The sequence below is a fragment of the Arenimonas sp. genome, assembly GCF_022842045.1.
Lineage (GTDB): Bacteria > Pseudomonadota > Gammaproteobacteria > Xanthomonadales > Xanthomonadaceae > Arenimonas.
Window position 1 is genome coordinate 39,983 of record NZ_JALHQI010000001.1, and the last position, 26,727, is coordinate 66,709.

The following is a 26,727-nucleotide window of genomic DNA, read 5'->3' on the forward strand; positions in this document are numbered from 1 at the left end:
GCAAGCAAACGAGACCGGGAACCTACAACCGAAAGCGTTCAGCTGAAAAGGCTTCGGGCGGGCTTCCCATGCTTGCCTCCAGACCGCGTGGCCGCTACAGCCAGCGCCTCGCCCACCAGCCGATCAGCTCCAGTCCCGGCGCGTACCACGGTCGCTGCGTCCAGGCCTCGGCTAGTACCTCCCGAGACTCGGCCAAATCTTGAACAAAATGATCTGCCAGCGTCGCATTGAGAGCGGGCGCCTGCCCGAGCAGGTTGATTTCGTCGTTCAGGAAGAAGCTGCGGTAGTCGAAGTTGGCGGTGCCGACTGTCGCCCAACCCCGATCGACCAGGGCTGTTTTTGCGTGCAGCACCCGGGGCTGGTACTCCCAGATGCGGACGCCGGCCTCGAGCATGTGTGCATACGCCGCCCGCGCGGCCCATTGCGCCAGCGGAACATCGCTCTTTCCCGGTACCAGCAGGCGGACATCCACGCCTCGGCGGGCGGCGCCGCAAAGGGCCCGCTGGCTGCGCCGGTCCGGCGCGAAGTACGGCGTGGTCAGCCAGAGCCGCTCTCGGGCCTGGTCGAAGGCGTCGGTGAACGCGCAGCGCAGGCGATGCCGGCAACGACGCGAACGGTTCGACAGCAACGCCAGGGGAGAACGCGCCGTGGGCACGGGACCACGGGGCGCCCGCGGGTACTCATCGAACAGGGTGATCGCCTCGGCCACCCGCGGGCCGGTCAGGCGGACATGGGTGTCGCGCCAGCGAGCCGCCCCCACGGCCCGCTGGGAATTGCGCCGGTCGAGGTTGAACCCGCCCAAGTACGCGACGGCGTCGTCGATGATCAGGAGTTTGCGGTGATTGCGGACGTGAAATCGCAAAGGCTTGTGCCAGGACCACGGACGACTCCAGTGCCATCCCACGCCAGCGTCCTTCATGGACCGAACCCGGCCCGGCGGAATCAGGCGCCACGAGCCCACGGCATCGATGCGGACCTGCACCCGCTTTCCAGAAAGGGCAGCGTCGGCCAGTGCGGTGAGCATCGGACCGCCGACCTCGTCATCGGCCACGATGTAACACTCCAGGCGTACCTGCGCAGCCGCCCCGGCGATGTCCGTGCGCATCGCATCGTAGAGGGTGTCACCCTCCACGAAGACCGTGGTTGTTTCCGGTGCGGATGGCATGGGGCGGCGGTTCGGCAAAGATTTGGCGCCCAGCCTAGCAGTGCGCCTCGGATTCTGGATCATTGGCCACGGAAGTTGGCGCGCACCTCGGCATCCCGGCCGGCGGTCAGCGGCTTGAGTATGCCGTCGTAGCGGAAAGCTTCGCGGTCGCAACCTTCAGCGCCCTAGGCACCATTCAAGTGCCTTGGGGACGGGATCACACTGACTCCGCCGGCATTTGCAATCCGCCCAAGATTGCGCAGGTACCCCGGCGGCCGCCGCAGCAATCAGCAATGGTGCGCTCCAACTCTTGCGCAATTTGTTGCAGTTCGGCCTGTCGCTCCCGGATCTCGGCGAGGTGATGGCGCGCGAGCCGGTCCACGTCGTCGCAGGACAGGTCCGGATCCTCCGCCAATCGCAGCAGGTCGCGAATCTCGCTCAGGCTAAAGCCCAGTTCCCGGCCGCGGGTGATAAAGCGCAGCCGGGCCACATCGTGCTGGCCATAGACCCTATAGCCATTGCCTGTCCGAACCGGCCCAGGAAGCAGGCCGATGCGCTCGTAGTAGCGGATGGTCTCCAAGTGACAGCCACTGGCGGTCGCGGCCTCACTGATTTTCATTCGCATCCCGCTTGACTCTGTAGTGGCTACGGACTTTACGATACTTCTGTCCCCGCCGCCAACGAAGTGCCCTTGCCGTGCCCCAGCCCATCCCTCTGTCTCACTTTCGAACGTGGTCCGGGCTTGCAGCGTTCCTGATTGGGCTGGCCTGGCTGCTGCCGGTACACGCCGAAACCCCCACGGTTGAGCCGCGACAAACGTGGCAAATGCTCGACTACATGGCGGTGGATTATGCCGCGGCCGTCCAGGGTGGCCGCGTCCTGTCGCTGGGCGAATATGCCGAGATGCAGGAATTTGCCAGGGCCGCCCGCCTCCAACTCCAGACCCTGCCGGCGAGTCCGAACCAGCCGCGGTTGCTGGCCCGAGCCGACCAGTTGGTCGCCGCGGTAGACCTCAGGGCCGACCCCACACAGGTGGCCGTGCTGGCCCGAGGGATGGCCGACGATCTGTTGGCCGACTATCCGATCGGGGCGGTGCCGGCGTCGCCACCGGAGCCGGCCCGCGTCACGGCGCTCTATGCTCAGCAATGTGCGGCCTGCCACGGTCCGTCCGGGCGCGGCGACGGTGTGGCCGGGATCGCCTTGGATCCACCGCCGATCGCCTTTACCGACGCTGGCCGCGCGGCCCAGCGGACGCCCCTGGCGCTTTATCAAGTCATCTCCCAGGGCGTGCCAGGCACCGGCATGCCCAGCTTTGCAGCGCTGTCGGAAGCAGATCGCTGGGCGTTGGCGTTCTACACCGGAGGTCTGGCCTACTCCCCTCGCGCTCGCGCGGAAGGGGAGACCTTGTGGCGGGAGCGGGCCGACTTGCGCGGTCGCATCCCCACCCTCGAAGCCCTCACCCGGGTTCGCGAAGCGGACCTGCTGGCCCCGTTCTCCCCGGCAGAGGCCCACGCCGTCGTCGCCTACCTTCGATCACGCCCCAAGGCAGTAAACCTGTCGCGTGAGGGTTCCCATCCGTTCGCGCTCGCGCGTGAACGATTGGCCGTCAGCGAGCAAGCGTATGCCGCTGGCGACACGGCGCAGGCCACCACATCGGCGTTGTCGGCTTACCTGGACGGTGTAGAGCCGCTCGAGGCAGCCCTGGGGGCCCGCGATCCCTCACTGATGCGAGAGATCGAGACGGCCATGGCCCGCTACCGCAGCCAACTCGCCCGCCCCGCCGCCCTGGCGGATGTGAGCGCACAGGCAGCGGAGGTCAACGCACTGTTTGATCGCGCCGAGATGGTACTAGCGGACACCCGGATGGACACAACCACGGCCTTTCTGGGCAGCTTCACCATCTTGGTGCGGGAGGGTCTGGAAGCGCTCCTGATCGTGATGGGCATGATCGTGTTCCTGCGCAAGGCCGAACGAGCCGACGTCTTGCCGTACGTCCACGCGGGATGGACCAGCGCCTTGCTGGCCGGCGTGGCAACCTGGGCGGCAGCGACCTATCTGATTGACATCAGCGGTGCCAATCGGGAGTTGACTGAAGGATTATCGGCGCTATTCGCCGCGGCCGTGCTGCTGGGCGTTGGTATCTGGATGCACCAAAAGAGTTTGGCCGGACGCTGGCAGCAGTACCTTCAGGCCAGGCTGTCGAAGGCGTTGGCGCGACGATCGGCTCTCTTCTTGTTCGTGCTTGCGTTCATCGTGGTATATCGCGAAGTGTTTGAAACGATCCTGTTCTTCATCGCGATGTGGAGCGAGGCAGTCTCCGGCGCCATCCTTGCTGGCTTGGCGGCCGGAAGTTTGGTGCTGGCCGCTGTGGCCTATTGGATGTTTCGGGTCAGCGCACGTCTTCCTGTCGGTCGGTTCTTCTCGATCAGTTCGCTCCTGATCGCCGTACTGGCGGTCGTCCTGGCGGGCAAGGGCGTGGCCGCCTTGCAGGAGGCCGGCTGGATCACCCAAGCAGGAGTGCCGGGGCCACGCATTGAGTGGCTGGGCGTGTACCCGTCCTGGGAGTCCTTGTTGGCGCAGTTGGGCGTGGCGACGCTGGCGACCATTGGCTTCTTAACCAACACCCGGTCGCTGAAAGCGTCGGCGGCGTCTTCCTCGCGCTCATGAGCTACCCAAGGGACTTGAGACATTGCCGCCGCGCCGCGACCTCCGCGTGCGCCGCACTCCTCCTGAACAGCGTGCCGTGGCCAACGCATGGACTGCGTGCCGAATTCGCCTCGGGCTGGAACCTTGCCGCGAGGTGGCCCACGTTGGCTGCTCTCTGCGGTTCATTCTCGCCCTCCACCGGAGAAGCTCATGAGTGACTGCGGTTGTGACCACGAAGCAAAGAACGCACAAGAGCGCCGCATCCTGAAGATTGCGTTGGCTCTCAATGCGGCGATGGCGGTGATCGGCGGCATCGCCGGTTGGATCGCCCAGTCGACCGGACTGCTGGCCGATGCACTCGATATGTTGTCGGATGCCCTCGCCTACACGATCGGGTTGGTCGCCATTGGACGCGCTGCGCGTTTCAAAGCCAATGCGGCGTTGCTAAGCGGCAGTGTCTTGCTGGCACTGGGCCTGGGCGTGCTGGCCGAGGTCGGGCGCCGGGTGGTTCACGGCGCCGAACCGGCCAGCAGTTGGATGATTGGGACGGCACTGCTGTCTTTGGGGGTCAACGTCACTGTATTGCGCTTGCTCGCGCCGCTGAAGACGGGAGGGGTGCACCTGCGCGCCACGTGGCTGTTCACCCGCGCCGATGTCGTGGCTAATCTGGGGGTGATTCTTGCGGGCGGTTTGGTCCTGTGGTTCCACTCGCCCTATCCCGACTTTATGATTGGCACGTTGATCGGACTGTATGTCATCAAGGAATCGTTCGAGATTCTGCGCGATGCCCGCCGTGCCCGGAAGGGGGCTGGCACATGAGGCAGCCTGACCGGTCAAGACGAGACGGTGATGCCCTCCGCGCTGGCGACGTTTGTGCGCGTCAGGGAGCGCCCGGAGTGGAGGGAATCCGCACGAGCGCCTTCGCATGGCTGCTGCTCTCGCTGGCGGTGCTGTTGTTGGACCAAGCCACCAAGCTGTGGGCGGTGACGGTGCTGCCACATAACGTGGACGTGGCTGTCGTTGAGGGGTGGTGGAACTGGAGTCGTTCCTACAATTCCGGTGCGGCGTTTGGCTTGCTGGGCGGCGCGGGGGGCTGGCAGCGGCCTGCGCTTACGGCATTGGCACTAGGCGTTTGTGCTTTCCTTGTTTACTCGCTTCGCCGCCTGCCCCGACGGTCATGGCGACTGGCGGTCCCGTACGCATTGGTGATTGGAGGTGCGTTGGGCAATGCGGCCGATCGGCTCATTCGGGGGCAGGTCGTCGACTTCATTCAGTGGTACTGGAGGGACTTCTTCTGGCCCACATTTAATGTGGCCGACATGGCCATCGTCATCGGGGCGGTGGCGATCGCGGCAAACGGCCTGATGCGACCGAAGTCCTCGCAAGGACAGTCGTTTTGAGGGGTTTCTCGGCACGCCGGATGCGGCGGCGGCCTGGCATCGGCTGCGCTGTCGGCTCCGGGCGACCGTGGAGCCCCCTGAGAGCCCTCACGCCCGCGATGTCTTTGAAGCTATCCGGACTCTCATGTCCTCCTGAACGCGACGCGGCGAGGAGAGGGGAATGAAATTGTGTAACCCCAGGACCGTCAGGTACGCTGCCACGGCAATGCGTACTTCCCCTCCCCTGCTGATGGCCCGACTTCGCGCATCCGTGCGCGTGGCCGCGTGGGTGCTGTTGGTGTTCCTGCTCAAGGTGGGCATGGTCGCGGCCTGCACCGTGGATGAGATGCAGGACAGCACTTGGGGAGTGACCAGCACCCAGGTGCCGGCGACGGATGCCGCGCTTCCGGCCGAGGCATCGGAGGCGGATGAACCATCGTCGCTCCTCGCGCATGCGGCGGGCGGCTGCTTGGATTGCCATTGTCACCATGCGGCGGCCTTGCCGCCCATGACCGTCACCCTGGCCGGACCGCCGGCCATGCCCCGCGTCCTACCCCCGCCCGTCGCCATGCCGATCGGCGCCGCACGCAACGAGCTTCGCCCGCCCATTCTCTGAGCCCCCTCGTTTTCGCTCCCTGACGCCCATGCGTCGGGGTCGACGTGTGCTCAGAGGATGTTCCCATGCGTTTGATTACCCCCCCGCGACGCCTTCGCGTCGCGTTGCTGCCTGCGATTGTCCTGCTCTTGGCAGGCGCGTTGGCCGCGCCCACCCATGCCGCCGCTCCCGCTGCGTCTCCTATCGCACTGCGCGATGCCGTGACCGCAGCCTGGCGCGCCCATCCCAGCGCTCGGGCAACCGAGGCCACCTTGGCCGCCGCTCGCGCCCGTGCCGATGCCGCCGGCCGCCCGCTGTACAACCCCGAGCTCCAATTCTCGGCCGATGACGAAGGGGCAGACCGCACCACCACCGCCGGCGTCAGCCTGGCCCTGGACCTGAGCGGCAAGCGTCGCGCCCGGCGCGACGCGGCCGCGTCGCAGTTGGACATCGCCGTGGCCCAGGCCCGGCTGAGCCGACGTGATTTCGTGGCCGCCTGGCTGGTGGGTTGGGCGGATTGGCAAAGCGCGTCACGGCGGGTGCAGCAAGGCGAGCAACGCCTGGCGCTGATCTCCCGATTTGCCGATCTGGCCGACAAGCAGTTCGGCGTGGGCGACATCTCGTCGCTTGAACGGGATCTGGCCCGGCTGGCCCGCGATGAAGCCGAAGCGGAACAGGCGGCGCTGCTGGCCGAAGCCGCCGAGGCCGAGGAAGCCTTCCGCAACGTCGGCGGACAGCCCGACGCCGTGGCCTCGGACTCGGCGTGGTCGCAGGCGCTGCCGGATGTGGCGCCCGCTCCCACGACCTGGGAGGCCTTGCCGGAATGGCAGATCGCGCAGGCCCAGTCCGAAGGGGCGGCCCGTCAGGTCACCGTCGCACAACGCGACCGAGTTCCGGACCCGACGCTCGCGCTCACCGGCGGCCGAATCGACTACGGTCCCGTCTCGGACAACGTGGTGGGCGTGTCGCTCAGCGTGCCGCTGTTCGTGCGCAACCCCTACCGGGCCGAGGTCGTGGCCGCGCTTGCCGATGCCGATGCCGCAGCAGCCCAGGCCGACATCACCGGGGCGCAGTTGGCCTCGCGGGCCCAGCGCACGGCGGCCAGTTATGCCGCGGTCCGTCGTGCCTTTGCCCGCTGGAGCCAAAGTACCGGTACCGATGTCGAAAAACGGGCCGAGCTGCTGGAACGCCTCTGGCGCGCCGGCGAGCTCTCGACCGCTGACTACCTGCTCCAGCTCAAGCAGACCCTGGATACCGCCCTTGCCGGCGCCGCGCTGGAAGGTCAGCTCTGGCGCCGCGCCACCGATTACCTCGCCGCCACCGGCCAGCTCGAAGCCTGGCTCGGAATGAATGACGCGACTGGAGAAACTTCGCGATGAACCCGAAAAGCTACCTGTTGATTCCCGCCGGTGCGGTCCTGGTCCTGTCTTTGGCAGGCTGTGGCGCCGAGCCTGCGGCGACGCCTTCACCCCAGGCCGTGGCCACCGACACGAGCACGCCACGCGGCGAAGACGCTGAACATGCCGACGAGGCAGGCCAGGAAAAGGCGGGCCACGACGATGAGGCCGGGCATGACGAAGAGGCCGGCCACGATGAGGCGGAAGAAGGCGCGGAACCGGTTCGCATGGACGCGGCCGCGCTGGAAGCCGCCGGCATCAAGCTGGCGACCCTGGATGCGCGTTCACTGAGCGAACCGCTGCAGGCCCCGGGTGAAGTCCTGGACAACGCCTACGGCACCACTCTGATCACGCCGCGGGTCGAGGCCCTGGTGGTCCGCCGCCATGCCAAGCTGGGAGATGAAGTGGCCGCCGGCGCGCCACTGGTGACGCTGTCGTCCGTGGAGGTGGCGCAAGCCCAAGGGGCGCTGGCCATCGCCGAGCAGGATTGGAAGCGCGTTCAATCCCTGGGACGCGAAGCTGTGTCGGGCCGCCGCTACCAGGAAGCCCAGGTCACCGTCGAGCAGGCACGGGCGACGGCGCGGGCCTACGGCTTGCCGGGCACGGCCACGGGCCGGTCCAATGGCGAGTTCACGCTGACCGCGCCACACGCCGGCCGCCTGACCGAGGACGCCTTTGTGGTCGGCGAGCGGATCGAGCCCGGCCGGACCCTGTTCCGATTGGTGGATGAAGCCGTCGTCTGGGTCGATGCCACGCTCCCGGCCGAGCAGGCCCGGCGCATCGCCATCGACAGCACCGCGCAGGTGGTGCTGGGCCAGGTGCGACTGCCCGGCAAGGTGGTGCAGCGCGCGCACCGCACTTCCGAGAACACCCGGACGGCGCTGGTGCGAATCGAAGTAGCCAACGAGGGCGATCGCCTGCACGGCGGCGATTACGTCGAGGTCTATCTCGATGCCGGCGGTGGCAGCGACCCGCAGCTGGCGGTGCCGACGGCGGCGCTGGTGCAGTTAGAGGGCGAGAACGTGGTCTTCAAGGAGACCGATGGCGCCCTGGCGCCCGTGGCGGTTCGCCCCGGTCCGGTGGTCGGCGACCACACCGTCATCGCCGACGGCCTGGTCATCGGCGACCGGGTGGTCGTCGAGGGCGCCTACGTGCTCAAGGCCCAGATGCTCAAGGCGCAACTGGGAGAAGGTCATGGTCATTGACGCCCGCGTCGCCGCGCGCGGAGGTGCGCCATGCTAAATCGCCTGGTCGAACTTTCGCTGCGCTACAAGTTCCTGGTCCTGATCATCTTCGCCGTCGTGGCCTTCCTGGGCCTGCGAGCGGTTCGCGACGTCCCCATCGATGCCTTCCCGGACGTCACCCCGGCACAGGTGAACATCTATACCGAGTCCCCGGGCCTGGCGGCCGAAGACGTCGAGCTGCTGTTGACCACCCCGGTCGAGTCCGCGCTGGCGGGCTTGCCCAAGGTGCAGGAAATCCGCTCGGTGAGCCTGTTTGGTCTTTCCTATGTGTCCGTGTATTTCGAGGACGACATGGAGATCTACTTCGCCCGCCAGCTGGTCAATGAACGCCTGCAGGAAATCGGCGACCGCCTGCCTGAGGGTTACGGCAAGCCCAGCATGGGTCCCAACAGCTCGGGCCTAGGCCAGGTGTTCTGGTACACGGTCGAGCGCGCTCCGGGCGTGAGCAAGGACCAGGTCACCGACATGGACCTGCGTACCTGGCAGGAGTGGACGGTGCGCTTGATCCTGCGCACAGCACCGGGCGTGGACGACGTCAGCTCCTGGGGCGGCGGCGAGCGCGAATACCAGGTCCGGATTGATCCGCAGCGGCTATATGCCCGGGGTCTGGGCTTTGGCGACGTGATTGCGGCCCTGCCGGCCAATAATGGCCAGGTCGGCGGCAACGTGATGGACGTGGGTCGCGAACAGTACCTGGTGCGCGGCCTGGGCTTGCTGTCCTCGACCGAGGACATCGGCGCGATCGTGCTCAAGGCCGAGGATGGCGTGCCGGTTTACCTGCGCGACGTCGCCCGGATCATCGAGTCGCCGGCGCCGCGCTTTGGCGCGGTGACCCGCGATGGCGAAGAGGTGGTGCTCGGCATGGCGTTGGCCCGCATCGGCGAGAACGCCAAGGATGTGGTGGAGGCGGTCAAGGCCAAGCTGGCCACGGTCCAGGACGCCCTGCCCGAGGGCATGGTCGTGCGCCCGATCTACGAGCGTACCGACCTGGTCAACAAGGCAGTGGGGACCGCGACCCGTGCCCTGATCGAGGGCTCGATCCTGGTGGCGATCGTGCTGTTCCTGTTCCTGGGCGAGCTGCGCTCGGCCTTGGTGGTGATCGTGACCCTGCCGCTGGCGATGCTGATGGCCTTCATTGGCATGGGTCAGTTCGGCTTGTCGGCCAACCTGATGTCCCTGGCCGGCCTGGCCATAGGCATCGGCATGATGGTGGACGGCGCCGTGGTGATGGTGGAGAACGCCTACCGCATCATGGCCGAGCGACATACCCACGGCGAAAAGGTCGACCGGACCTCGGCGGTGCTGGCGGCGGCCAAGGAAGTGGCCAATCCCATCTCGTTTGCGATCCTGATCATCATCGTGGTGTTCCTGCCGCTGTTCAGCCTCGAGGGCCTGGAGGGCAAGCTGTTCAAGCCCATGGCCTTCACCATCGCGTTCGCGATGGCGGGCTCGATGCTGCTGAGCCTGACGCTGATCCCGGTCCTGGCGGCCATGATCCTCAAGCCCAAGGAAGAGAAGGACACCCGCCTGGTGGCCTTCCTCAAGCGTCGCTACCGCCCGCTGCTGGAACGGGCCCTGTCCGCCAAACGCGCCGTGGTGATCACGGCTTCCGTGGCGCTGGTGCTGGCCTTGGGCCTGTTCCCGTTCCTGGGCAAGGAGTTCATGCCCCAGTTGCAGGAGGGTTCGATCATGTGGCGGGTGACGGGCATCCCGTCGACGTCCCTGGATGAGTCGATCCGCACCAGCAATGTCATTGCCGAGGCCTTCAAGAAGTTCCCGGAAGTGGAGACGACGCTCGCCATGATCGGCCGCGCCGAAAAGGGCGAGACCGCCGACGTCAACTACATGGAGATCTACACGGCGCTGACCCCCGAGGAGGACTGGACCACCGGCCGCTCGATCAAGGAACTCGAGGAAGCCATGCAGGAGACGCTGGAGGAGGTCGTGCCCAACGTGGTGCCAGGCTACACCCAGCCGATCCAGATGCGCGTCGAAGAGCTGATCTCCGGCGTGCGCGCGACCCTCGCGCTCAAGCTCTACGGCGAGGATCTGGGCGAACTTGATCGCATCAGTAGTCAGCTAAAGCCGGTTCTTGCCGGTATCGACGGCGTGGCGGACCTGTCGCTGGAAGCGAATGTCGGCAAACCGCAGATCCGCATCGAGGTGGATCGGGCCGAGCTGGCCCGGCACGGCATGAACGCCGAGGAGGTCCTGACCATCGTGCGCAATGGCCTGGGCGGTGAGCCGGTCAGCGTCCTGCTGGACGGGGTGCGGCGGTTCGACATCTCCGTGCGCCTTGATGACGGAACGCGCAGCTCGGTCGAAGCGCTGCGACGGATCCCGCTCAAGGCCGCGTCGGGAGCGCTGGTGCCGCTTTCCGAGGTTGCGACGGTATCCGTCGCCGAGGGCTATTCGTTCATCCGTCGCGAGCAGCTGCAGCGCTATGCCGTGATCCAGATGGATGTACGGGGCCGGGACGTCGATGGCTTCGTGGCCGATGCGACGGCCGCGATCAAGTCGCAGGTGGACCTGCCGCCCGGCTACTGGATCGAGTGGGGCGGTGCGTTCGAGAACCAGCAGCGGGCCTTGGCCAAGCTGAGCCTGATCGTGCCGATCACGATCTTCTTCATCTTCGTGCTGCTGTACACCGCGTTCAACTCGATCAAGTTCGCGGCCCTGATCCTGGCCAACGTGCCCTTCGCGACCATCGGCGGCCTGCTGGCCTTGTTCCTGACCGGCCAGTACCTGTCGGTGCCCTCGGCCATCGGGTTCATCGCGGTGTTCGGCGTAGCCATGCTCAACGGCATCGTGCTCGTGAGTTTCCTGAACGAGCAGCGCGAACGTGGGCTCTCGGTGCGTGAGGCGGTGCTGCAAGGCACGGCCCTGCGGCTGCGCCCGGTGCTGATGACCGCAAGCGTAGCGATCCTGGGCCTGGTGCCGATGCTGATCTCCAGTGGCGTCGGCGCCGAGACGCAGCGCCCGTTGGCCACCGTCGTGGTGGGCGGCCTGCTCAGCGCCACCCTGCTGACCCTGTTCCTGCTGCCCGTGCTCTACGAGTGGCTGGAAACCCGCGCCGAACGCAAGAACCCGGAGGCCACGCCATGAAGCGCATCACTGCCCTGCTGCACGCCCATCGGATGAGCGACATCGTGCACGCCCTGGAAGCCGCCGGTGAGCGGCGGCTGAGCGTGGTCCAGGCCCGGGGCCTGCTGCGGGCGTCGAGCGCCCGCGAGCAGGACTATTCGGTGGAGCTGGGCGAACGGGTCACCCAGGAGATCCAACTTGACGTGTTTTGTGAGGACGAGCGGGTCGACGCCATCATCGCGTTGATTCGGCAACACGGCCGGACCGGACAGGTCAATGCGGGGTGGATCTTCACCAGTCCCATCGAGGATGTGCTGCTGATCGACCGGGCGGATGTGCCGGGCTAGAACAGCGCACTGAAGGCAACGTGGCAGGCGCGCTCCGACGGAGCGCGCCTGCAGACTCCCCATTGAGGAATGCCCCATGAGTGACACGACGTCGTCCCCGGCCGCTGGCGCCGGGCACAGCCACGACCACGGCGGCGGGGGCCTTTGGGCCGGCCGCGCCGAGATCCTTTTCTCTCTGGCCTCCGGCGCCTTCCTGCTGGCCGGCTGGGCTTGGGGTCGGACACAGGGCGATGGCGCCACCGGCCCGTGGCTACTGCTCCTGCTGGCCTATGCCGCAGGCGGATTCTTCACGGTGCGCGAAGCGATTGAGAACCTGCGGCACCGCGAGCTGAAGATCGATTCCCTGATGATCGTGGCGGCCGCCGGCGCGGCGGTCTTGGGCCAATGGGCCGAGGGCGCGCTGCTGTTGTTCCTCTTCAGCCTCGGCCATGCGCTTGAGAACTACGCCATGGGCCGGGCCCGGCGCGCCATCGAGGCCTTGGCCGAGCTGCGGCCGGAAACGGCGCTCGTGCGCCGCGGCGAGGAACTGGTCTCGGTGTCCGTAGACAGCCTGGTCATCGGCGACGTCGTCGTGGTCAAACCCGATGAGCGGGTCGCTGCGGACGGGTTCGTAGTGCTCGGCGAGAGCAGCATCGACCAGGCCGCCATCACCGGCGAAAGCGTGCCGGTGGACAAGCGGCCGGTGGTGGACGTGGCCGAGGCACGGCAACGTCCCGACGCGGTCGGCGCCGAGCATCGCGTCTTCGCCGGCACGATCAACCAAGGCAAGGTCCTCGAGATCGAAGTGACCCGCCTTGCCAGCCAGAGCACCCTGGCGCGGGTCGTCGAACTGGTGCGGTCGGCGGAGAACCAGAAATCACCGACGCAGCTGTTCACGGATCGGTTCCAAAAGATCTTTGTTCCGGCGGCACTGGGGCTGGTGGGACTGCTGCTGTTCGCAGGGCTGGTAGTGGATGAACCGTTCAGCGCCACCTTCTACCGCGCCATGGCGGTGCTGGTGGCGGCCAGTCCTTGTGCCCTGGCGATTTCCACACCCAGCGCGGTCCTGAGCGGCGTGGCCCGTGCGGCGCGGGGCGGCGTGTTGATCAAGGGCGGCGGCCCGCTGGAGCGGCTGGGGGTCCTGCACGCGCTGGCGTTCGACAAGACCGGCACGCTGACCGAGGGCCGACCGCAGGTTACGGACGTTGTTCCGGCCGAGGGTGTGACGACGCCCGAGCTGTTGAGCGTCGCCATTGCCGTGGAGCGCCTGAGTGACCATCCCTTGGCCGCCGCGGTGGTGCGCGATGGCCTGGTCCGCCTGGGCGCGCACGCTGTCCCGGTGGCGACGGATCTCGAGAGCCTTACGGGTCGCGGCCTGAAGGCGACCGTGGCCGGCGAGACCGTATACCTGGGCAAGAAGAGCCTGTTTGATGAGGTCGGCGGTGCAGCGGTACCCGCCACCCTCAAGACCCGGGTGCTGGACATGGAGCATCAAGGCCGGACCGTGTTCGTCGTACGCCAAGGAGACTGTTACCTGGGCGCCGTTGGCTTGATGGACACGCCGCGGGAAGCCGCCAAGGCGGTAATGGGCCGACTGCGCGAACTCGGCATGACCCGGCTGGTGATGCTCTCTGGCGACAATCAACGCGTCGCCGATGCCGTGGCTGCCAGCGTCGGCATCGACCGCGCCTATGGCGACCTGATGCCCGAAGACAAGGTCAAGGCCATCAAGGCGCTGCGTGCCGAAGGTGAGGTCGCCATGGTGGGGGATGGCGTCAATGACGCACCCGCCCTGGCCAGCGCCTCGGTCGGTATTGCCATGGGGGCCGCGGGCTCGGACGTCGCGCTCGAGACGGCGGACGTCGCCCTGATGGGCGACAAGCTCGAGCACTTGCCGTTCGTCGTGGGGCTGAGCCGGCAGACCCGGCGCATCATCCGCCAGAACTTGTGGGCAAGCCTCGGCATGGTGGCGATCCTGATTCCGGCGACGATACTGGGCATGCGCATGGGCGTGGCAGTACTGTTCCATGAGGGCTCGACCCTGCTGGTGGTGGCCAACGCCTTGCGCCTGCTCGCGTACCGGGACCGGACCTGACGTCGGACCATGGGGCTTGGTGCGACCTGGACCCACGGCCATACTCTCGCGATGCTTTTTCCTGTCCGTCGCGTTCTGGAACACCGCCAGGTCCCGATCTATCTGGGAGCGGTCTTGCTGGCCGTGACAGTGGCGGTCAGCATTTCCGGAACGCAACGGTTCCAGGGGGCGATCACGCCGGCGCTGGCGCTGATGCTCTACGTCACGTTCCTGCAGGTGCCGCTTGCGAAGATCGGCCAGCCCTTGAGGGACGGTCGCTTCCTGGGGGCGCTGCTGACCGCCAACTTCGTGGCCGTACCGCTGCTGGTCGCCGGCCTGATGCTCCTGGCTCCGGCCGACCCGCTGGTGCGATTGGGCCTGCTGCTCGTGCTGTTGACGCCGTGTATCGACTACGTGGTCACCTTCTCGCATATGGGGCGCGCCAACGCGCAGGGATTGCTGGCCGCGACGCCGCTCTTGCTGGTCCTGCAGATGTTGCTGCTGCCCGTTTACCTGCGCTTGTTGATGGGTGAGGCGGCTGCGAATTTGGTGGCGCCCGGGCCATTCCTGCATGCGTTCCTGTGGCTCATCGCCGTGCCGCTGCTGTTGGCCAGCCTCACTCAGTGGTGGGCCGCGTCCACGCCCAGCATCGCTCGGGTCGCTTGCTGGTTGGCGGTGTTGCCGGTACCCGCCACGGCCATCGTTCTGTTCGTGGTGGTGGCCGCTGTTGTTCCTCAACTGGGGGAGGCGGGCGCGGCCGTTTGGCACATCGCGCCCCTGTACGTCGCGTTCGCGGTGGCGGCGCCCATGCTGGGGTGGGCCATTGCCACGCTGTTTCGTCTCCAGGCAGCCTCGGGCCGGGCGGTGGCATTCAGTGCCGGCACGCGCAACTCCCTGGTCGTCTTGCCGCTCGGGTTGGCGATCCCGCACGCCATGCCGATGTTGCCCGCCGTGATCGTTCTGCAGACGCTGATCGAGCTGTTGGCGGAGTTGGTTTATGTGCGCTGGATCGCCCGTTGGGGCGACCGTGAAGCGGGGTAATGGGTCTGCCGCGCGGTTCCGTCGCGGTACCGGACTGGCGAACTTAACGTCAAGGTGTTTGAATCGCCCCGCCCTTTCGGCGGCCCAGATGTCTGCGATTAGGGTGCTAGCCCAGGCATTGCCCAGCCCTGGCGGGAGTCAGGGTTGCGCAGCGGCGCCTGGCGGCGTGCGACGCGGCGTCCGGTAGACCGACCCTGTCGCCATCTGCCGGGCGAGCGGTCGTCTCCGGGATCAGGGGGTAGCTGCCCCGGTCGTATCCGGGTTCCGGCCCGTCGATCCTCGTCGCGTGGGGAACTTTTCGGCTCGGACGGGAGTCTAGGGAGCATCCTCCCCCATCCGCGGGGTGTATCCCGTCACTTTTTTCTGGGTGTAGACTCTGGCCATGTCCCTGCTTCGCACCGTCGGCCACCTGCTGCTCGCCTTGGCGTTGATCGCCAACGCCGGGCTGCCGTCGGTCGCGTCTGCGGCGGATCATGCCGCGCACCAGAGTGCGGGTATAGACCAGGACATGGCATCGGCGGGGCATGCGATGGTGGATGGCGACATGGCGTCGTGCCATGACGGGGCCACCGCCGCGCCCGTCGTTCCCAGCCCGGACGTGCCGCTGGACTGCTGTGACGGCGGCACCTGCGCCTGCAGCTGCCTGCATCACGCCCCGGTCGTCGTGATCAGCGCCGCCCCGTGGGCAGTTTCACCCTATCGCTGGGTGGCCCAACTCGGCCGCCTGGTGTCCGTCCCGGCCGCGCCCTCGGCGCCGGCCATTCGACCTCCGATCGCCTAAGCCCTCTCGGCGGACCTTGATCCGCCCCATTCGCTCGACCCGCGTTCCGGGTCGTGTTGCCCGTGGCCTGTCGCCGCGGGTGCTTTGGAGGGTTTCCCATGACTGTACGTTTCCGCCCGGCCGCCCTGGCCGTGGCCCTGAGCGTGGCCCTGAGTGGCTGTGCATCCCTGGCCCCGCGCCCCGGTGACACCGACATCAATGCCCTGCTGGCCGAGCGACGCGGCCCGCAGGTCAAGTGGTCCGCCGTAGGTCAACCGCCCCCAGAACGGCAGGCCATCGACCAGTGGCTCGGCGCCCCGATGACCGCCGAGGCGGCGGTGCGCGTGGCCATGCTGCGTAGTCCCCGCCTGCAGCAGGAATATGCCCGGCTGGGCCTGGCCCGGGCCGACGTGCTCGAGGCCGTGCAGGTGGCCAACCCCACCCTGTCGCTTTCACGGTCCTATCTGGACCCGGGTAGCGGCTACAACCGCCTGGCCGGTCTGACCCTACCCTTGGCCGACCTGCTGGTGTTGCCGGTGCGCACGCGCCTGGCTCATGCCGAGTACGAACGCGCCAAGCTCGAGATCGCCGGGGCCGTGCTCAATGTGGCCGCCGACGTGGAAGCCGCCTGGTACACCTATGTGGGTGCCCAGCAAGTCGCGGACATGCGCACGGCGGTGGCCGGCGGCGCAGATGCCGCGGCCGAACTCGCCCAACGATTCTTTGATGCCGGCAACATCAGCGAGTTGCAGCTCAAGCAGGAGCAGGCGGCCGCCAGTGAGGCGCGCATCATCGCCGCCCGGGCCCGCGCGGACGCCGGCCGCGCCCGCCTGACCCTCAACACCCTGCTGGGCCTCAGTGGCGAGGACGCGGCCTGGGCGACCAGCGATCGCCTGCCTATGCCGGTCGGAGCCGAAGACGATCCCCAGCAGTTGGCGGAGCTGGCGCGCACGTCCAGCCTGGAATTGCTCGCGGCCCGCCAGCAGGCCGACATCCTGATGGATGCGCTCGGCATCACGCGCAAGCTGCGTTGGCTGGGCGGCAGCGAAATCGGCTACGAGCGCGAACGTGACGCCGATGGCACGCGCCTTCGCGGCCCGACGCTGGATCTGGAACTACCCATCTTCAACCAGGGCCAAGCCAAACTGGCGCGTGCGGAGGCGTTGCTGGCCGAAGCCCGGGCGCGTGTGGCCCAGGCGGAATTGGGCGTCGATAACGCCGTGCGCCTGGGGGCCGAACAAGTCCGCGAACTGAGCCAGGTCGTGGCAATCCACCGCGAGGCCCTGATCCCGCAACGCGAAAAGGTGGTCGAGCGCAGCCAGCAAGAGCAGAACTTCATGCTCATCGGAGTGTTCGAGCTGATCCAGGCCAAGGTGCAGGAATACAACGCGTATGAGAGCTACCTCGAGGCAGTGCGCGACTACTGGCTGGCCCGCGTGGAGCTGATGCGGGCCGTTGGCCAGCGCTTGCCCAGCGACGCCGCCATCGGTGACCGCACCCCCAGCGTTCAGGACATCCTGACGCCGTCCGCCGAGGAGGCGATGCCGGGCATGGACCACAGCGGCCACGACATGTCGTCGATGCCCGCCACGCCTGCCGGTGCGATGGAGGACATGGACCACAGCGGTATGGACATGCCAGCGAAACCGGATGCGTCGGCGGCCCCCGCGGCGGCGCCGGCCAGCGCGATGGAGGGTATGGACCATAGCGGCATGGACATGCCGGCGAAGCCGGATGCGCCGGCGCCCCCCACGGCTGCGCCCGTCGACGCGATGGAGGGGATGGACCACAGCGGCATGGACATGCCACCGACACCGCCGGCGTCTACGCCGGCACCGGTGGATCACTCCAAGCACGGCACGCCGCCCGCGTCCCCCGCACCGCCGACCGAGGACGAGAAAGAAACCGAGGACGACACCCGCACCCCGCCCGACCACAGCGCCCACGGAGGCACCCCATGAAGATCACACGACGCGACATCCTGCTGGGCGCAGGGGCCGGTCTGGTCACGACGGCCGCAACGGGTATGGCCAGTGCCCAGAGTCAGGGCCACGACATGAGCCAGATGAAAGAGCCCGCTGCGCCGCCGGAGGCGCCGCCGGTCTCCCGCCCGCGGGCGGGCAAGGTGCGCACGCTCAATGGCTGGACCCTGCCGTACCGCATGAACGGCGGCGTTAAGGAATTCCATCTGGTCGCCGAGGAGTTCGAACACGAATTCGCACCCGGCTCCAAGGCGATCTGCTGGGGCTACAACGGTTCCACACCGGGACCGACCATCGAGGCGACTGAAGGCGACCGCATCCGCATCTTCGTGACCAACCGCCTGCGCGAAGCCACCACCATCCACTGGCATGGCCTGATCCTGCCCAGCGGCATGGACGGCGTCGGTGGCCTGAACCAGCCCCAGATCAAGCCCGGCGAGACCTTCGCCTACGAGTTCACGCTCAAGCAGCACGGTACCCACATGTACCACCCGCACGCCGACGAGATGGTGCAGATGGCCATGGGCATGATGGGCCTGCTGATCATCCACCCCAAGCGCGGCGAGGCGGTGCCGATCGATCGCGACTACGCGTTCCTGCTGCATAACTTCGCGCTGCACCCCGGCACGCGCCGGCCGGATCCGGCGGTGATGCAGGACTTCGACCTGTGGACCTTCAACTCCAAGGTCTTCCCGGCGATCGAGCCGATCGTGGCGCGGACCGGTGAGCGCGTCCGCATCCGCGTGGGCAACCTGAGCATGTGGAACCACCCGATCCACCTGCACGGCGTGCAGTTCCACGTCACCGGCGGCGACGGCGGTCGGCTCCCGCGCTCCCAGTGGCGCACCGAGGTGACCGAGATCGTCGGCGTCGGCCAGATGCGCGACATCGAGTTCACGGCGGTACCCGGCGACTGGGCATTCCACTGCCACATGTCGCACCACACCATGGGCCCGATGGGCCACGACGTGCCCAACACCATCGGCGTCGATCAGCGTGGCGTGGAAGCCAAGATTCGCCAGATGCTGCCGGGCTACATGGCCATGGGCAAGGACGGCATGGGCGAGCACCAGGACCACACCGATGGCGGCATGGCCGGCCCCCCGAACACGCTGGCGATGATGGCCGGCAAGGGTCCGTTCGGGAACATCGAGATGGGCGGCATGTTCACCGTCGTCAAAGTCCGTGACGACCTGGCGCCGGGCGATTTCTCCGACCCGGGCTGGTACCGCAACCCCACTGGCACCGTCGCCCAGCGCGTCAGTGACGATCCCGCGTTCGGCAATCCGCCGCGACGTCCGCGTTAACAGGAGCCCTAGTCATGTCTCTGATCAAAAGTGGTTTGATTCTCGTGGGTCTGGGTGCCGCGGCCGTCGGCGGCGGCATCTACTTTGGTGCCATCCACCCGGGTGCTGACGAGCCGCATTCGGCCGTGGTCTTCAAGCTCATCGAAACGGCGCGCGACCGCGCCATCGCGGTCCGTGCCCACGACATGGTCGTCCCGACCTTGGGTAGCGAAGCCCAGATTCGCAGCGGCGCCGGCAACTACGCGGCCATGTGCACTACCTGCCACCTTGCCCCCGGCATGGCAGCGACCGAGCTGAGCCAAGGGCTGTATCCGGCGCCACCGGAGCTCTCCACGCTCGGCGCGCCCGATCCGGCCCGCGCCTTCTGGGTCATCAAGCACGGCATCAAGGCCTCGGGTATGCCGGCCTGGGGCAAGAGCATGTCCGATGAGTACATCTGGAACATGGTCGCGTTCTTGCAAGAAATGCCGAAGATGAGCCCGGATCAATATCAGGCATTGGTGGCGACCAGCGGCGGCCACTCGCACGGTGGCGGCGAGAGCATGCCGCACGACGACGCCATGCCAGGGATGGCCGGCATGGGCAGTGGTAACCATCACGATGGCGCCGCCGCCATGGACCACGACGATGCCGGTACGGCGCCCCATGCCCATGACACGCCGATGTCCGCCGACCACGATGACGCCGGGTCGGCGCCGCACGCTCACGACGCCCCGGCGCCCGCGGCACATGACGATGCCGGTGCCCCGCCCCACGACCACGACGCGCCCGTGCCACCGGCGCACGACGATGCCGGCGCGCCGCCGCACGATCACTGATCCCTCTCTGACAGGACCCTCCCATGAAACGTATCGCCACCCTTGCTGTGTTCTCCCTCGCCGCCGTGGGTAGCCCGGCGTTTGCCGATGGCCCGACCACGCCGCCCCACACCCACGACGCCACCACGCACGCGCCCGCCGGACCGGAACTGGGCATTCCGGCGCAGGCAATGCCTGCGGTGGCGGTCGTTGAGCGGTTTTCCGCCGCGCTGGCTGCCGGCCAGCTTGACGCCGCCGGCGCCGAGCTCGATCCCAACGTACTGATCCTGGAAAGCGGCGGCGCTGAACGCTCCGCCGCCGAGTACCTGGGCGGTCACGCCAAGGGCGACGCGGCCTTCCTCCAGACCGCCCACATCCAGTTGCTTCGTCGCACCGCCCAGGTCAGCGGCGATCTGGCCTGGGTGGCCAGCGAGAGCGAGTTGCACCTGAGCAAGGACGGCAAGCCAGTCACGGTGCTCAGCACCGAAACCATGCTGGTCCAGCGCTCGGACGCGGGCTGGAAGATTGTCCACATCCACTGGTCCTCGCGCACGAAGGCACCGGGCGACCATCACTAGGAGACCGCCATGCGCCGGTTTACGTCGGTACTGACCACCGTGATGCTGCCGCTGGCCCTCGCCTCCTGCGAAGGCCGGAAGGATGCCCCGCCGGAGGCCTTTGGCCCCCATGAGGTCGCGAGCCCGGCGACAAAGGTGACGCCCCCTCAGGCGGATGACACGTCCGCGCCCCATGTCGCCGAGCATCCGGCCACGCTGCCGCGGATCACCATGCATAAGGACCCCAACTGCGAGTGCTGCAGCCTCTGGGCACGCCATGTCGAGGGCGCCGGCTTCCCGGTGAGCGTGGTGGCCGACACCCACATGGACGCCTTCAAGCGCAGCGTCGGCGTGCCGGCCGGCAAGGGCTCCTGCCACACCGCCCAGGTCGAGGGCTACTTCATTGAGGGCCATGTGCCGGTGGAAGACATACAGCGGCTACTGGCCGAGCGCCCCGATGCCCGCGGCCTGGCGGCACCGGGCATGCCGATTGGCTCGCCTGGCATGCCCGGTCCGGCGCGCCCCTACACCGTTTACCTGATTGGCAAGGATGGCAGCAGCACGCCGTACAGCCAGCACGGTCACTGACCCGGAGTCATCGCAATGAGCCAACACGACAGCCACGCGCCGACCTCCTCGGCGACACCCACCGAACAACCCCGCGATCCGGTCTGTGGCATGTTCGTGGACGGTCCCCTGTTCGCGCTTCATGGCGATGTTCGGTACCACTTTTGCTCGGAGCGCTGTCGCCAGAAGTTTCTGGATGAGCCGGAGCGCTACCTCCAGTCCGAGGGGTCGGCAGGTGGCCATCCTCCCGCTTCGACGGCCGCGCCGGGCGTGCCCCGCGTTCAGTACACCTGCCCCATGCACCCGGAAATCGTCCGGGACGGACCGGGGACCTGCCCGATCTGCGGCATGGCGCTCGAACCCCTGCAGCCATCGCTGGAGGATGACGAGAACCCCGAGTTGGCCGACTTTACGCGTCGGTTCTGGGTCACCCTGCCCCTGACCGTCATCGTGCTGGCCCTGGCGATGTTCGGCCATCTTTGGGACGGTATGCAGGCAACCACCCGGACCTGGGTCGAACTGGTCCTGACGGCGCCGGTGGTGCTGTGGGCGGGCTGGCCCTTCTTCGTGCGCGGCGTGGCCTCGCTGCGCACCGGCAACCTCAACATGTGGACGCTGATCGGGACCGGTGTTGGCGCCGCCTTCGGCTACAGCGTGGCGGCGACCGTGGCCCCGGGATGGTTCCCGGCTTCGTTCCAGGAACACGGCCGCGTGGGCGTGTATTTCGAGGCAGCGGCGGTGATCGTCTCGCTCACCCTGCTGGGCCAGTTGCTCGAGCTCAAGGCCCGGTCGCAGACCTCGGCCGCCATCAAGGCGCTGTTGCGCCTGGCGCCCAAGACCGCCCGCCGCATCAACGCCGACGGCAGCGAAGAGGATATTGCCCTCACCCACGTGCACGTCGGCGATCGCCTTCGCGTGCGGCCGGGTGAAAGCGTACCGACCGATGGCGAGGTCGTTCAGGGCGCGTCCAGCGTAGACGAGTCGATGCTCACCGGTGAGCCGATGCCGGTCAGCAAGAGCGTTGGGGACCGGGTCATCGGCGCCACCCAGAACGCCTCGGGCAGTCTGGTGATCGTGGCTGACAAGGTCGGCGCCGATACGGTGCTGAGCCAGATCGTGCAGCTGGTGGCCAACGCCCAGCGGTCGCGGGCGCCCATGCAGCGCATGGCCGATACCGTATCGTTCTGGTTCGTGCTGGCGGTGCTCGGCATCTCCCTGAGCACCCTTCTGGTCTGGGGCTTCTTCGGGCCGGAGCCGTCCTGGGTATTCGGCGTTCTCAACGCCGTGGCCGTGCTCATCATCGCCTGCCCCTGCGCCCTGGGCCTGGCAACGCCGATGTCCATCATGGTCGCCACCGGTCGAGCGGCCAGCGTGGGCGTCCTGTTCCGCGACGCCGAGGCCATCGAGAACCTGCGTAAGATCGACACGCTGATCGTCGACAAGACCGGCACCTTGACTGAAGGTCGGCCCCGCTACCGCGATACGGCAGCCTTGACGGGCTTCGCGCCCAGGGAGGTGCTGCGATTGGCCGCAAGCCTGGATCAGGGCAGCGAGCATCCGCTGGCGGCAGCGATCGTCGCCGAAGCCCGGGAGCGCGGCATGGCCTTGTCGACCCCCGAGTCCTTTGAGTCGGCCAGTGGCATCGGGGTCCGGGGACGGGTCGAGGGTAAGGCGCTGGCCCTGGGCAATGGCGCCCTCATGGTCGAGGAAGGCGTCGATGTGAGCTCGCTCAAGACAGCCGCCGAACGGCTGCGGGCCGAAGGCGCGAGTGTGATGTTCCTGGCCGTCGACGCCGAGCCCGCCGGCCTGATCGCTGTCGCGGACATGATCAAGGAGTCCACGCCCGAAGCGATTGAGCAGCTCCGGGCCGACGGTCTGCGCCTGATCATGGCGACGGGCGATGGCGAAACCACGGCCGAGGCCGTCGCCAAGGCCTTGGGCATCACCGAGGTGCACGGCGAAGTGCGCCCTCAGGACAAGGTGGAGCTGGTGGCCGCGCTCAAAGCGCAGGGACGCCGCGTGGCGATGGCGGGCGATGGCATCAACGATGCGCCGGCGCTGGCCCTGGCGGATGTCGGCATCGCCATGGGGACCGGCACGGACGTGGCGATGTCCAGCGGCCAGGTGACCCTGGTCAAGGGCGACCTGCGCGGCATTGTCCGGGCCCGGCAGATCTCCGAGGCCACGGTGGCCAATATGAAGCAGAACCTCGGCTTCGCCTTCCTCTACAACGCCTTGGGCGTGCCGATCGCGGCGGGCGTGCTGTATCCGGTGTTCGGCCTGCTGCTCAGCCCGATGATCGCGGCCCTGGCCATGAGCTTGAGTTCGGTGTCGGTGGTGGTCAACGCCTTGAGGCTGCGAAACGAAAGCGCCTGATGCCCTGCTGAGGCGCCGTGTGCCGCAGAGGTCGACAGGACCACTGGGCGACGACCGTTTTCGTAACGAAACCATTTTTCACCCGCGGCACCCAAAGGAGAACAGATCCATGAAGTACTCCCGATTCGGGCTGATGATCCTGGTATCCACTGTTGTGATGTTTGGTTTGATGTACCTCAACAATTACGCGCTTGACCACGTCTATTTCAGCGAAACACGCTTCTACATGGCGTTGGTCATGGGCGCGAGCATGGCGGCGGTGATGCTGCTCTTCATGCTCAAGATGTACACCCGCAAAGGCGCCAACTGGACCATCCTGGCATCGGCGGTATTGGTGTTCTCCGGCTCGCTGTGGCTGGTCCGCAGCCAGTCCACCATTGAAGACGTTGCCTGGATGAAGGCGATGATCCCGCATCACTCGATCGCCATTCTTACCAGCTCGCGCGCCGAAATCAGCGACCCCCGGGTCCGAGACCTGGCCGACCGCATCATCAAGGCGCAGGAGAGCGAGATTGCCGAGATGAAGCAGTTGATCCAGGAGCTGGAGGCACAGCCCGAGCGGTGATCCGAACCCGACACCTTTTGTTTGCCGCAACGAGAGACGTTGTCGGCAGCCGGGCCGGCGAGAAGTTGGGACACTCGCCGGACCGTTCTTTCCGTCCCCTAGGAGAGTTCCCCATGACACGTTTGCTTCCGTTCGCCATCGCCCTGCTGATCGCCGCCCCCGTTGCCTGGGCCGACGATAAGGGCCACGACCACATGGCCGCCAAGAATGGCCAGACCCAGCCGCACGACATGGCCGCCATGTCCGCCGAGGAGTTCGCCAAGCTCGACGCCGACAAGAATGGTCAGCTGTCCCGCAGCGAGCTCCCCAAGGAGCACAAGTTCGCGGCGCATTTCGACATGCTCGATACCGACAAGAACGGCACCCTCTCGGCGGCCGAGTTCGCCAAGGGCCACGGCATGTGACGCTTCCCCCGGGGCGGCGCATGCCGCCCCGGCACCTGATATCGGGAGAGAGCAATGACACGACTATGGACGGGCCTGGTGGCCCTGCTGTTGGCCGGCGCAGCGATGGCAACCCCCACGCCCATGCCCTCAGATGACACCGCCGCAATAAAGGCCGTGCTCGCAGCCTACAAGACGGCGCTCGAGCGCCGGGATCTGACGGGTGTGGAGGCGTTGTTTGCCCAGCGCAATGAGGTGATCGAATCGGGCAAGGTGGAAGGCTCATATGCCGACTACGTGACCCACCACATCGGTCCGGAACTGCGCCACATCCAACGATTTGCATTCGAGGACTATGCGGTGACCGTCGAGCAGGAGGGCGACATCGCCTGGGCTACGGAGACTTATCGCTACACGATCGTTTTGCCTGACCGTGCCGATCCGATCGTGCGTCAGGGTGCGGCCACCAGCGTCCTGCAGCGTAAGGACGGCGTGTGGAGAATCCGCGCCCTGCACAGCTCGTCTAGGGCACCAAAGCCCGCGGCAACGACCCCGTAAGGCGCGCCGATGAGGGCCGAGCCTGTGCCAGCACCCACGCAGATCGACTTGGCGCCCCTGCTCAAGCACTGGCGCCAGAGCCGGGACAATTCAAAGGCCGCTTTCCCCTAACCCCGATAAGCTGCCCAAATCGGCGAATCCCCCGCCACGCACCCTCCGCCGCATCCCTGTTCTCAGATATTTAGGAGCCCGGGCATGTCAACCCAGCCAGGCGAGAGGGTCTGGTCGAGGCCAGGAATCGAGTGCCAGGCGACGATCCACAACGCCGCCCGGCGCTCGCAGGGATCCACCAGCTGTCGAAACCCCTCCCAGCCGTCTGCCTCCCGCAGCTCCCAATAGTGGCGGGGCCCGTGGACGAAGCCTGCCAGAGTCGGGGTCGGCGATAGGTTTGCGATCAGCGGTGGGCCGCGCGACGCACCGAGGCTAAAGCTCACTTCGCAGAGCCGCTCGCGCACTGAATGAGGGTTGCTGCGCCACGCAGCAGGCCAAGGGGCGCCGCGGAACAAGCTGGCTTCGAGCGCGGTGCCGAAGTTCTCGATCATGTTCAGAATTTCGCGATCGCAATCAGTGAGCGCCTGTTGCGCGGCGAGGGCCACGGCCAAGTCCGGCTTGAATCGATCCCGTGGGATGATCAGGGGCGCATTGTGAATCGGACACGTCGTGCGCAAAACATGGGTCCAACTACGCCGGTAACCTCGAGGCCGCTTGGCTGCGTCATCATCCAGCCAGCACGCCGGACAGATTGCCATCCGTGCGTGCGGGGCCAGCTGCGACGGTGAATCAGGCAGGCGATGGGGTCGCAGCGACGCTCCTGGAACGCCCAAGGCTTCTCCCACGCGAAGTAGCGCAGCGCAGGAAGGATCATCGATGGTCCCAATCGGTAGCGGATCGTCAGTATTCAGCTGGACCCACAATTCGCCGGGGTCGGCTTCGTAAAGATCAGCCGCCCGAGCCAGACACGAGCGCAGGGACTCGTCGGGCCCGGGCGGTGAGACCCACCAGCGGGGCGTGACTTGTTCCATGCTCACGCGGCCTTGGCCGGTTCGTTCGCGCGCTCCCGTGCCAGCCTGACAGCGGCTGTGGGCATTTCCACCCTCGCCCGCTCCAGGAGCTGGGGCGTGATCTTCTCCGTGCCAGACTCGACCGCATGAGCCGCCGCATAGGTGATCAGGCGCATCATGGGATCGAGCACGCCGTCAGAAAGCCGAAGCAGCGCGGTCGTGATCGGCAACGACGAGAGCTGCGAGGGCTGCTTGAGGGGCAAGACCCGCTCCAGCGCGTCCAGGAAGTTCACCAGGTAATCGTCCTGCTTCCAGACGGGCAGGCTGCGGTAGGTGAAGCGGGCATTGAGATGCTCGTCGACCTGCATCGCGTCCGGTGCCTGGGCGGTTCCCAGCGCCAACACCGGCATCGACAGCTGGTTCATCAGGAATTTGATCGTATCCAGGGCAATGCGCTGCTGCCGCGCCGTCGAGGTCAGGATGTCCTGGATCTCGTCGACCACGAGCAGGCGCAGATTGGCCGCCCGGCACAGCTTGAGCACCATGCGTTCGCGGTCGCTGCCCACGTAGCGTTTCGGATCGGGCACCCCCAGTTCGGTCAGGATCCGGTCGTAGAGCGCCCGTGCCTCACGGGCACCCGTCATTTCGATCGTCAGGACCGGCAGGCTGGCCGCTTTGCTTCCTTCGGCGGCAATCGGCGGATACCTGCGTTCGATGGCACGGGCGATCATGGTCTTGCCCGAGCCGGGCAGTCCCGAGACCACCAGCCCGCTGGCCCGGGACTTGGGCGGACTGAAGCGAAGGAAGTCGATGTGATCCATGATCGGCTGCAGCCGCTCATGGGTGATGAAGCGGTCAATCAGCATCCGGTTGGCACGCTCCAGGTCCGGCAGTTCAAGCCAGGCCTGGGTCTTGGGGTCGAGGTGGGAATAGTCGGTCATGAC

General features: G+C 67.0%; 24 protein-coding genes. 20 read left to right on the forward strand and 4 right to left on the reverse strand.

The genetic code is table 11. The features are described 5' to 3' along the window. Positions 1-94: 94 nt before the first annotated feature. Together Q0C12_RS00170 and Q0C12_RS00175 are read right to left on the reverse strand one after the other, a co-directional pair. Positions 95-1,165, reverse strand: coding sequence for a phospholipase D-like domain-containing protein (locus Q0C12_RS00170; RefSeq protein ID WP_290884485.1), 1,071 nt, complete (start codon positions 1,163-1,165; stop codon positions 95-97). Positions 1,166-1,361: 196 nt separating this feature from the next. Then, positions 1,362-1,763: a helix-turn-helix domain-containing protein gene (locus Q0C12_RS00175; RefSeq protein WP_106989572.1), complete on the reverse strand. Its 402-nt coding sequence runs from the start codon at positions 1,761-1,763 to the stop codon at positions 1,362-1,364. A gap of 206 nt (positions 1,764-1,969) precedes the next feature. Here Q0C12_RS00175 and Q0C12_RS00180 point away from each other — a divergent pair, with 206 nt between their 5' ends. From Q0C12_RS00180 to Q0C12_RS00275, 20 genes are all read left to right on the forward strand, one after another. Beyond that, positions 1,970-3,811 carry a cytochrome c/FTR1 family iron permease gene (locus Q0C12_RS00180; protein ID WP_290884488.1) on the forward strand — a complete coding sequence of 614 codons (1,842 nt, stop codon included), beginning with the start codon at positions 1,970-1,972 and terminating at the stop codon, positions 3,809-3,811. Positions 3,812-4,000: 189 nt separating this feature from the next. Continuing rightward, positions 4,001-4,609 (forward strand): cation diffusion facilitator family transporter, encoded by a 609-nt coding sequence (locus Q0C12_RS00185; RefSeq protein WP_290884491.1) that lies wholly within the window; start codon positions 4,001-4,003, stop codon positions 4,607-4,609. Positions 4,610-4,686: 77 nt separating this feature from the next. After that, positions 4,687-5,190 carry a signal peptidase II gene (lspA, locus tag Q0C12_RS00190; protein WP_240183435.1) on the forward strand — a complete coding sequence of 168 codons (504 nt, stop codon included), beginning with the start codon at positions 4,687-4,689 and terminating at the stop codon, positions 5,188-5,190. A gap of 229 nt (positions 5,191-5,419) precedes the next feature. Further along, positions 5,420-5,785, forward strand: coding sequence for a hypothetical protein (locus Q0C12_RS00195; protein WP_290884496.1), 366 nt, complete (start codon positions 5,420-5,422; stop codon positions 5,783-5,785). Between the two features lie 65 nt (positions 5,786-5,850). After that, positions 5,851-7,143: a TolC family protein gene (locus tag Q0C12_RS00200; RefSeq protein WP_290884499.1), complete on the forward strand. Its 1,293-nt coding sequence runs from the start codon at positions 5,851-5,853 to the stop codon at positions 7,141-7,143. Then, positions 7,140-8,366 carry an efflux RND transporter periplasmic adaptor subunit gene (locus tag Q0C12_RS00205; protein WP_290884502.1) on the forward strand — a complete coding sequence of 409 codons (1,227 nt, stop codon included), beginning with the start codon at positions 7,140-7,142 and terminating at the stop codon, positions 8,364-8,366. The genes Q0C12_RS00200 and Q0C12_RS00205 overlap by 4 nt, the downstream gene beginning before the upstream one ends. 30 nt (positions 8,367-8,396) lie before the next feature. Next, positions 8,397-11,510 carry a CusA/CzcA family heavy metal efflux RND transporter gene (locus Q0C12_RS00210; protein WP_290884505.1) on the forward strand — a complete coding sequence of 1,038 codons (3,114 nt, stop codon included), beginning with the start codon at positions 8,397-8,399 and terminating at the stop codon, positions 11,508-11,510. Then, positions 11,507-11,836, forward strand: a complete 330-nt coding sequence (locus Q0C12_RS00215; protein WP_290884508.1) for a P-II family nitrogen regulator — start codon at positions 11,507-11,509, stop codon at positions 11,834-11,836. The genes Q0C12_RS00210 and Q0C12_RS00215 overlap by 4 nt, the downstream gene beginning before the upstream one ends. Before the next feature lie 76 nt (positions 11,837-11,912). After that, positions 11,913-13,910, forward strand: coding sequence for a heavy metal translocating P-type ATPase (locus tag Q0C12_RS00220; RefSeq protein WP_290884511.1), 1,998 nt, complete (start codon positions 11,913-11,915; stop codon positions 13,908-13,910). Between the two features lie 51 nt (positions 13,911-13,961). Next, positions 13,962-14,930, forward strand: coding sequence for an arsenic resistance protein (locus Q0C12_RS00225; protein ID WP_290884513.1), 969 nt, complete (start codon positions 13,962-13,964; stop codon positions 14,928-14,930). Positions 14,931-15,312: 382 nt separating this feature from the next. Further along, entirely contained in the window at positions 15,313-15,711 is a 399-nt protein-coding gene (locus tag Q0C12_RS00230) for a CopL family metal-binding regulatory protein (protein ID WP_290884516.1), read from the forward strand. Positions 15,712-15,809: 98 nt separating this feature from the next. Next, the gene (locus tag Q0C12_RS00235; RefSeq protein ID WP_290884518.1) at positions 15,810-17,651 is read left to right on the forward strand and encodes a TolC family protein; all 1,842 of its coding nucleotides are present in this window, start codon (positions 15,810-15,812) and stop codon (positions 17,649-17,651) included. After that, the gene (locus tag Q0C12_RS00240; RefSeq protein WP_290884519.1) at positions 17,648-18,979 is read left to right on the forward strand and encodes a copper oxidase; all 1,332 of its coding nucleotides are present in this window, start codon (positions 17,648-17,650) and stop codon (positions 18,977-18,979) included. The genes Q0C12_RS00235 and Q0C12_RS00240 overlap by 4 nt, the downstream gene beginning before the upstream one ends. Positions 18,980-18,993: 14 nt before the next feature. Then, positions 18,994-19,797, forward strand: a complete 804-nt coding sequence (locus tag Q0C12_RS00245; protein ID WP_290884521.1) for a cytochrome c — start codon at positions 18,994-18,996, stop codon at positions 19,795-19,797. 23 nt (positions 19,798-19,820) lie between these two features. Further along, positions 19,821-20,354, forward strand: coding sequence for a nuclear transport factor 2 family protein (locus Q0C12_RS00250; protein WP_290884525.1), 534 nt, complete (start codon positions 19,821-19,823; stop codon positions 20,352-20,354). A 9-nt stretch (positions 20,355-20,363) separates the two neighbouring features. Further along, positions 20,364-20,921, forward strand: coding sequence for a DUF411 domain-containing protein (locus Q0C12_RS00255; RefSeq protein ID WP_290884528.1), 558 nt, complete (start codon positions 20,364-20,366; stop codon positions 20,919-20,921). A 15-nt stretch (positions 20,922-20,936) separates the two neighbouring features. After that, on the forward strand, positions 20,937-23,276 hold the full coding sequence (locus Q0C12_RS00260) for a heavy metal translocating P-type ATPase (RefSeq protein WP_290884531.1): 2,340 nt from the start codon (positions 20,937-20,939) through the stop codon (positions 23,274-23,276). Between the two features lie 109 nt (positions 23,277-23,385). After that, positions 23,386-23,841: a DUF305 domain-containing protein gene (locus Q0C12_RS00265; protein WP_106989587.1), complete on the forward strand. Its 456-nt coding sequence runs from the start codon at positions 23,386-23,388 to the stop codon at positions 23,839-23,841. A gap of 113 nt (positions 23,842-23,954) precedes the next feature. After that, the gene (locus Q0C12_RS00270) at positions 23,955-24,245 is read left to right on the forward strand and encodes an EF-hand domain-containing protein (protein WP_231693871.1); all 291 of its coding nucleotides are present in this window, start codon (positions 23,955-23,957) and stop codon (positions 24,243-24,245) included. Between the two features lie 78 nt (positions 24,246-24,323). Beyond that, complete coding sequence (locus tag Q0C12_RS00275) at positions 24,324-24,782, forward strand: SgcJ/EcaC family oxidoreductase (RefSeq protein ID WP_290884538.1); 459 nt, start codon at positions 24,324-24,326, stop codon at positions 24,780-24,782. Positions 24,783-24,955: 173 nt separating this feature from the next. Here the strand turns inward: Q0C12_RS00275 and Q0C12_RS00280 are convergent, their stop codons facing one another. Both Q0C12_RS00280 and Q0C12_RS00285 read right to left on the reverse strand, forming a co-directional pair. After that, positions 24,956-25,378, reverse strand: a complete 423-nt coding sequence (locus Q0C12_RS00280) for a hypothetical protein (protein WP_290884541.1) — start codon at positions 25,376-25,378, stop codon at positions 24,956-24,958. 428 nt (positions 25,379-25,806) lie between these two features. Then, on the reverse strand, positions 25,807-26,724 hold the full coding sequence (locus tag Q0C12_RS00285) for a TniB family NTP-binding protein (protein WP_290884544.1): 918 nt from the start codon (positions 26,722-26,724) through the stop codon (positions 25,807-25,809). Between the last annotated feature and the right edge of the window lie 3 nt (positions 26,725-26,727).

Bases quoted from the DNA above. Each gene is read 5' to 3' on its own strand.
- Q0C12_RS00170 (WP_290884485.1), bottom strand. From the start codon at position 1,165: ATGCCATCCGCACCGGAAACAACCACGGTCTTCGTGGAGGGTGACACC.
- Q0C12_RS00175 (WP_106989572.1), bottom strand. From the start codon at position 1,763: ATGAAAATCAGTGAGGCCGCGACCGCCAGTGGCTGTCACTTGGAGACC.
- Q0C12_RS00180 (WP_290884488.1), top strand. From the start codon at position 1,970: ATGCTCGACTACATGGCGGTGGATTATGCCGCGGCCGTCCAGGGTGGC.
- Q0C12_RS00185 (WP_290884491.1), top strand. From the start codon at position 4,001: ATGAGTGACTGCGGTTGTGACCACGAAGCAAAGAACGCACAAGAGCGC.
- Q0C12_RS00195 (WP_290884496.1), top strand. From the start codon at position 5,420: ATGGCCCGACTTCGCGCATCCGTGCGCGTGGCCGCGTGGGTGCTGTTG.
- Q0C12_RS00200 (WP_290884499.1), top strand. From the start codon at position 5,851: ATGCGTTTGATTACCCCCCCGCGACGCCTTCGCGTCGCGTTGCTGCCT.
- Q0C12_RS00205 (WP_290884502.1), top strand. From the start codon at position 7,140: ATGAACCCGAAAAGCTACCTGTTGATTCCCGCCGGTGCGGTCCTGGTC.
- Q0C12_RS00210 (WP_290884505.1), top strand. From the start codon at position 8,397: ATGCTAAATCGCCTGGTCGAACTTTCGCTGCGCTACAAGTTCCTGGTC.
- Q0C12_RS00215 (WP_290884508.1), top strand. From the start codon at position 11,507: ATGAAGCGCATCACTGCCCTGCTGCACGCCCATCGGATGAGCGACATC.
- Q0C12_RS00220 (WP_290884511.1), top strand. From the start codon at position 11,913: ATGAGTGACACGACGTCGTCCCCGGCCGCTGGCGCCGGGCACAGCCAC.
- Q0C12_RS00225 (WP_290884513.1), top strand. From the start codon at position 13,962: ATGCTTTTTCCTGTCCGTCGCGTTCTGGAACACCGCCAGGTCCCGATC.
- Q0C12_RS00230 (WP_290884516.1), top strand. From the start codon at position 15,313: ATGTCCCTGCTTCGCACCGTCGGCCACCTGCTGCTCGCCTTGGCGTTG.
- Q0C12_RS00235 (WP_290884518.1), top strand. From the start codon at position 15,810: ATGACTGTACGTTTCCGCCCGGCCGCCCTGGCCGTGGCCCTGAGCGTG.
- Q0C12_RS00240 (WP_290884519.1), top strand. From the start codon at position 17,648: ATGAAGATCACACGACGCGACATCCTGCTGGGCGCAGGGGCCGGTCTG.
- Q0C12_RS00245 (WP_290884521.1), top strand. From the start codon at position 18,994: ATGTCTCTGATCAAAAGTGGTTTGATTCTCGTGGGTCTGGGTGCCGCG.
- Q0C12_RS00250 (WP_290884525.1), top strand. From the start codon at position 19,821: ATGAAACGTATCGCCACCCTTGCTGTGTTCTCCCTCGCCGCCGTGGGT.
- Q0C12_RS00255 (WP_290884528.1), top strand. From the start codon at position 20,364: ATGCGCCGGTTTACGTCGGTACTGACCACCGTGATGCTGCCGCTGGCC.
- Q0C12_RS00260 (WP_290884531.1), top strand. From the start codon at position 20,937: ATGAGCCAACACGACAGCCACGCGCCGACCTCCTCGGCGACACCCACC.
- Q0C12_RS00265 (WP_106989587.1), top strand. From the start codon at position 23,386: ATGAAGTACTCCCGATTCGGGCTGATGATCCTGGTATCCACTGTTGTG.
- Q0C12_RS00270 (WP_231693871.1), top strand. From the start codon at position 23,955: ATGACACGTTTGCTTCCGTTCGCCATCGCCCTGCTGATCGCCGCCCCC.
- Q0C12_RS00285 (WP_290884544.1), bottom strand. From the start codon at position 26,724: ATGACCGACTATTCCCACCTCGACCCCAAGACCCAGGCCTGGCTTGAA.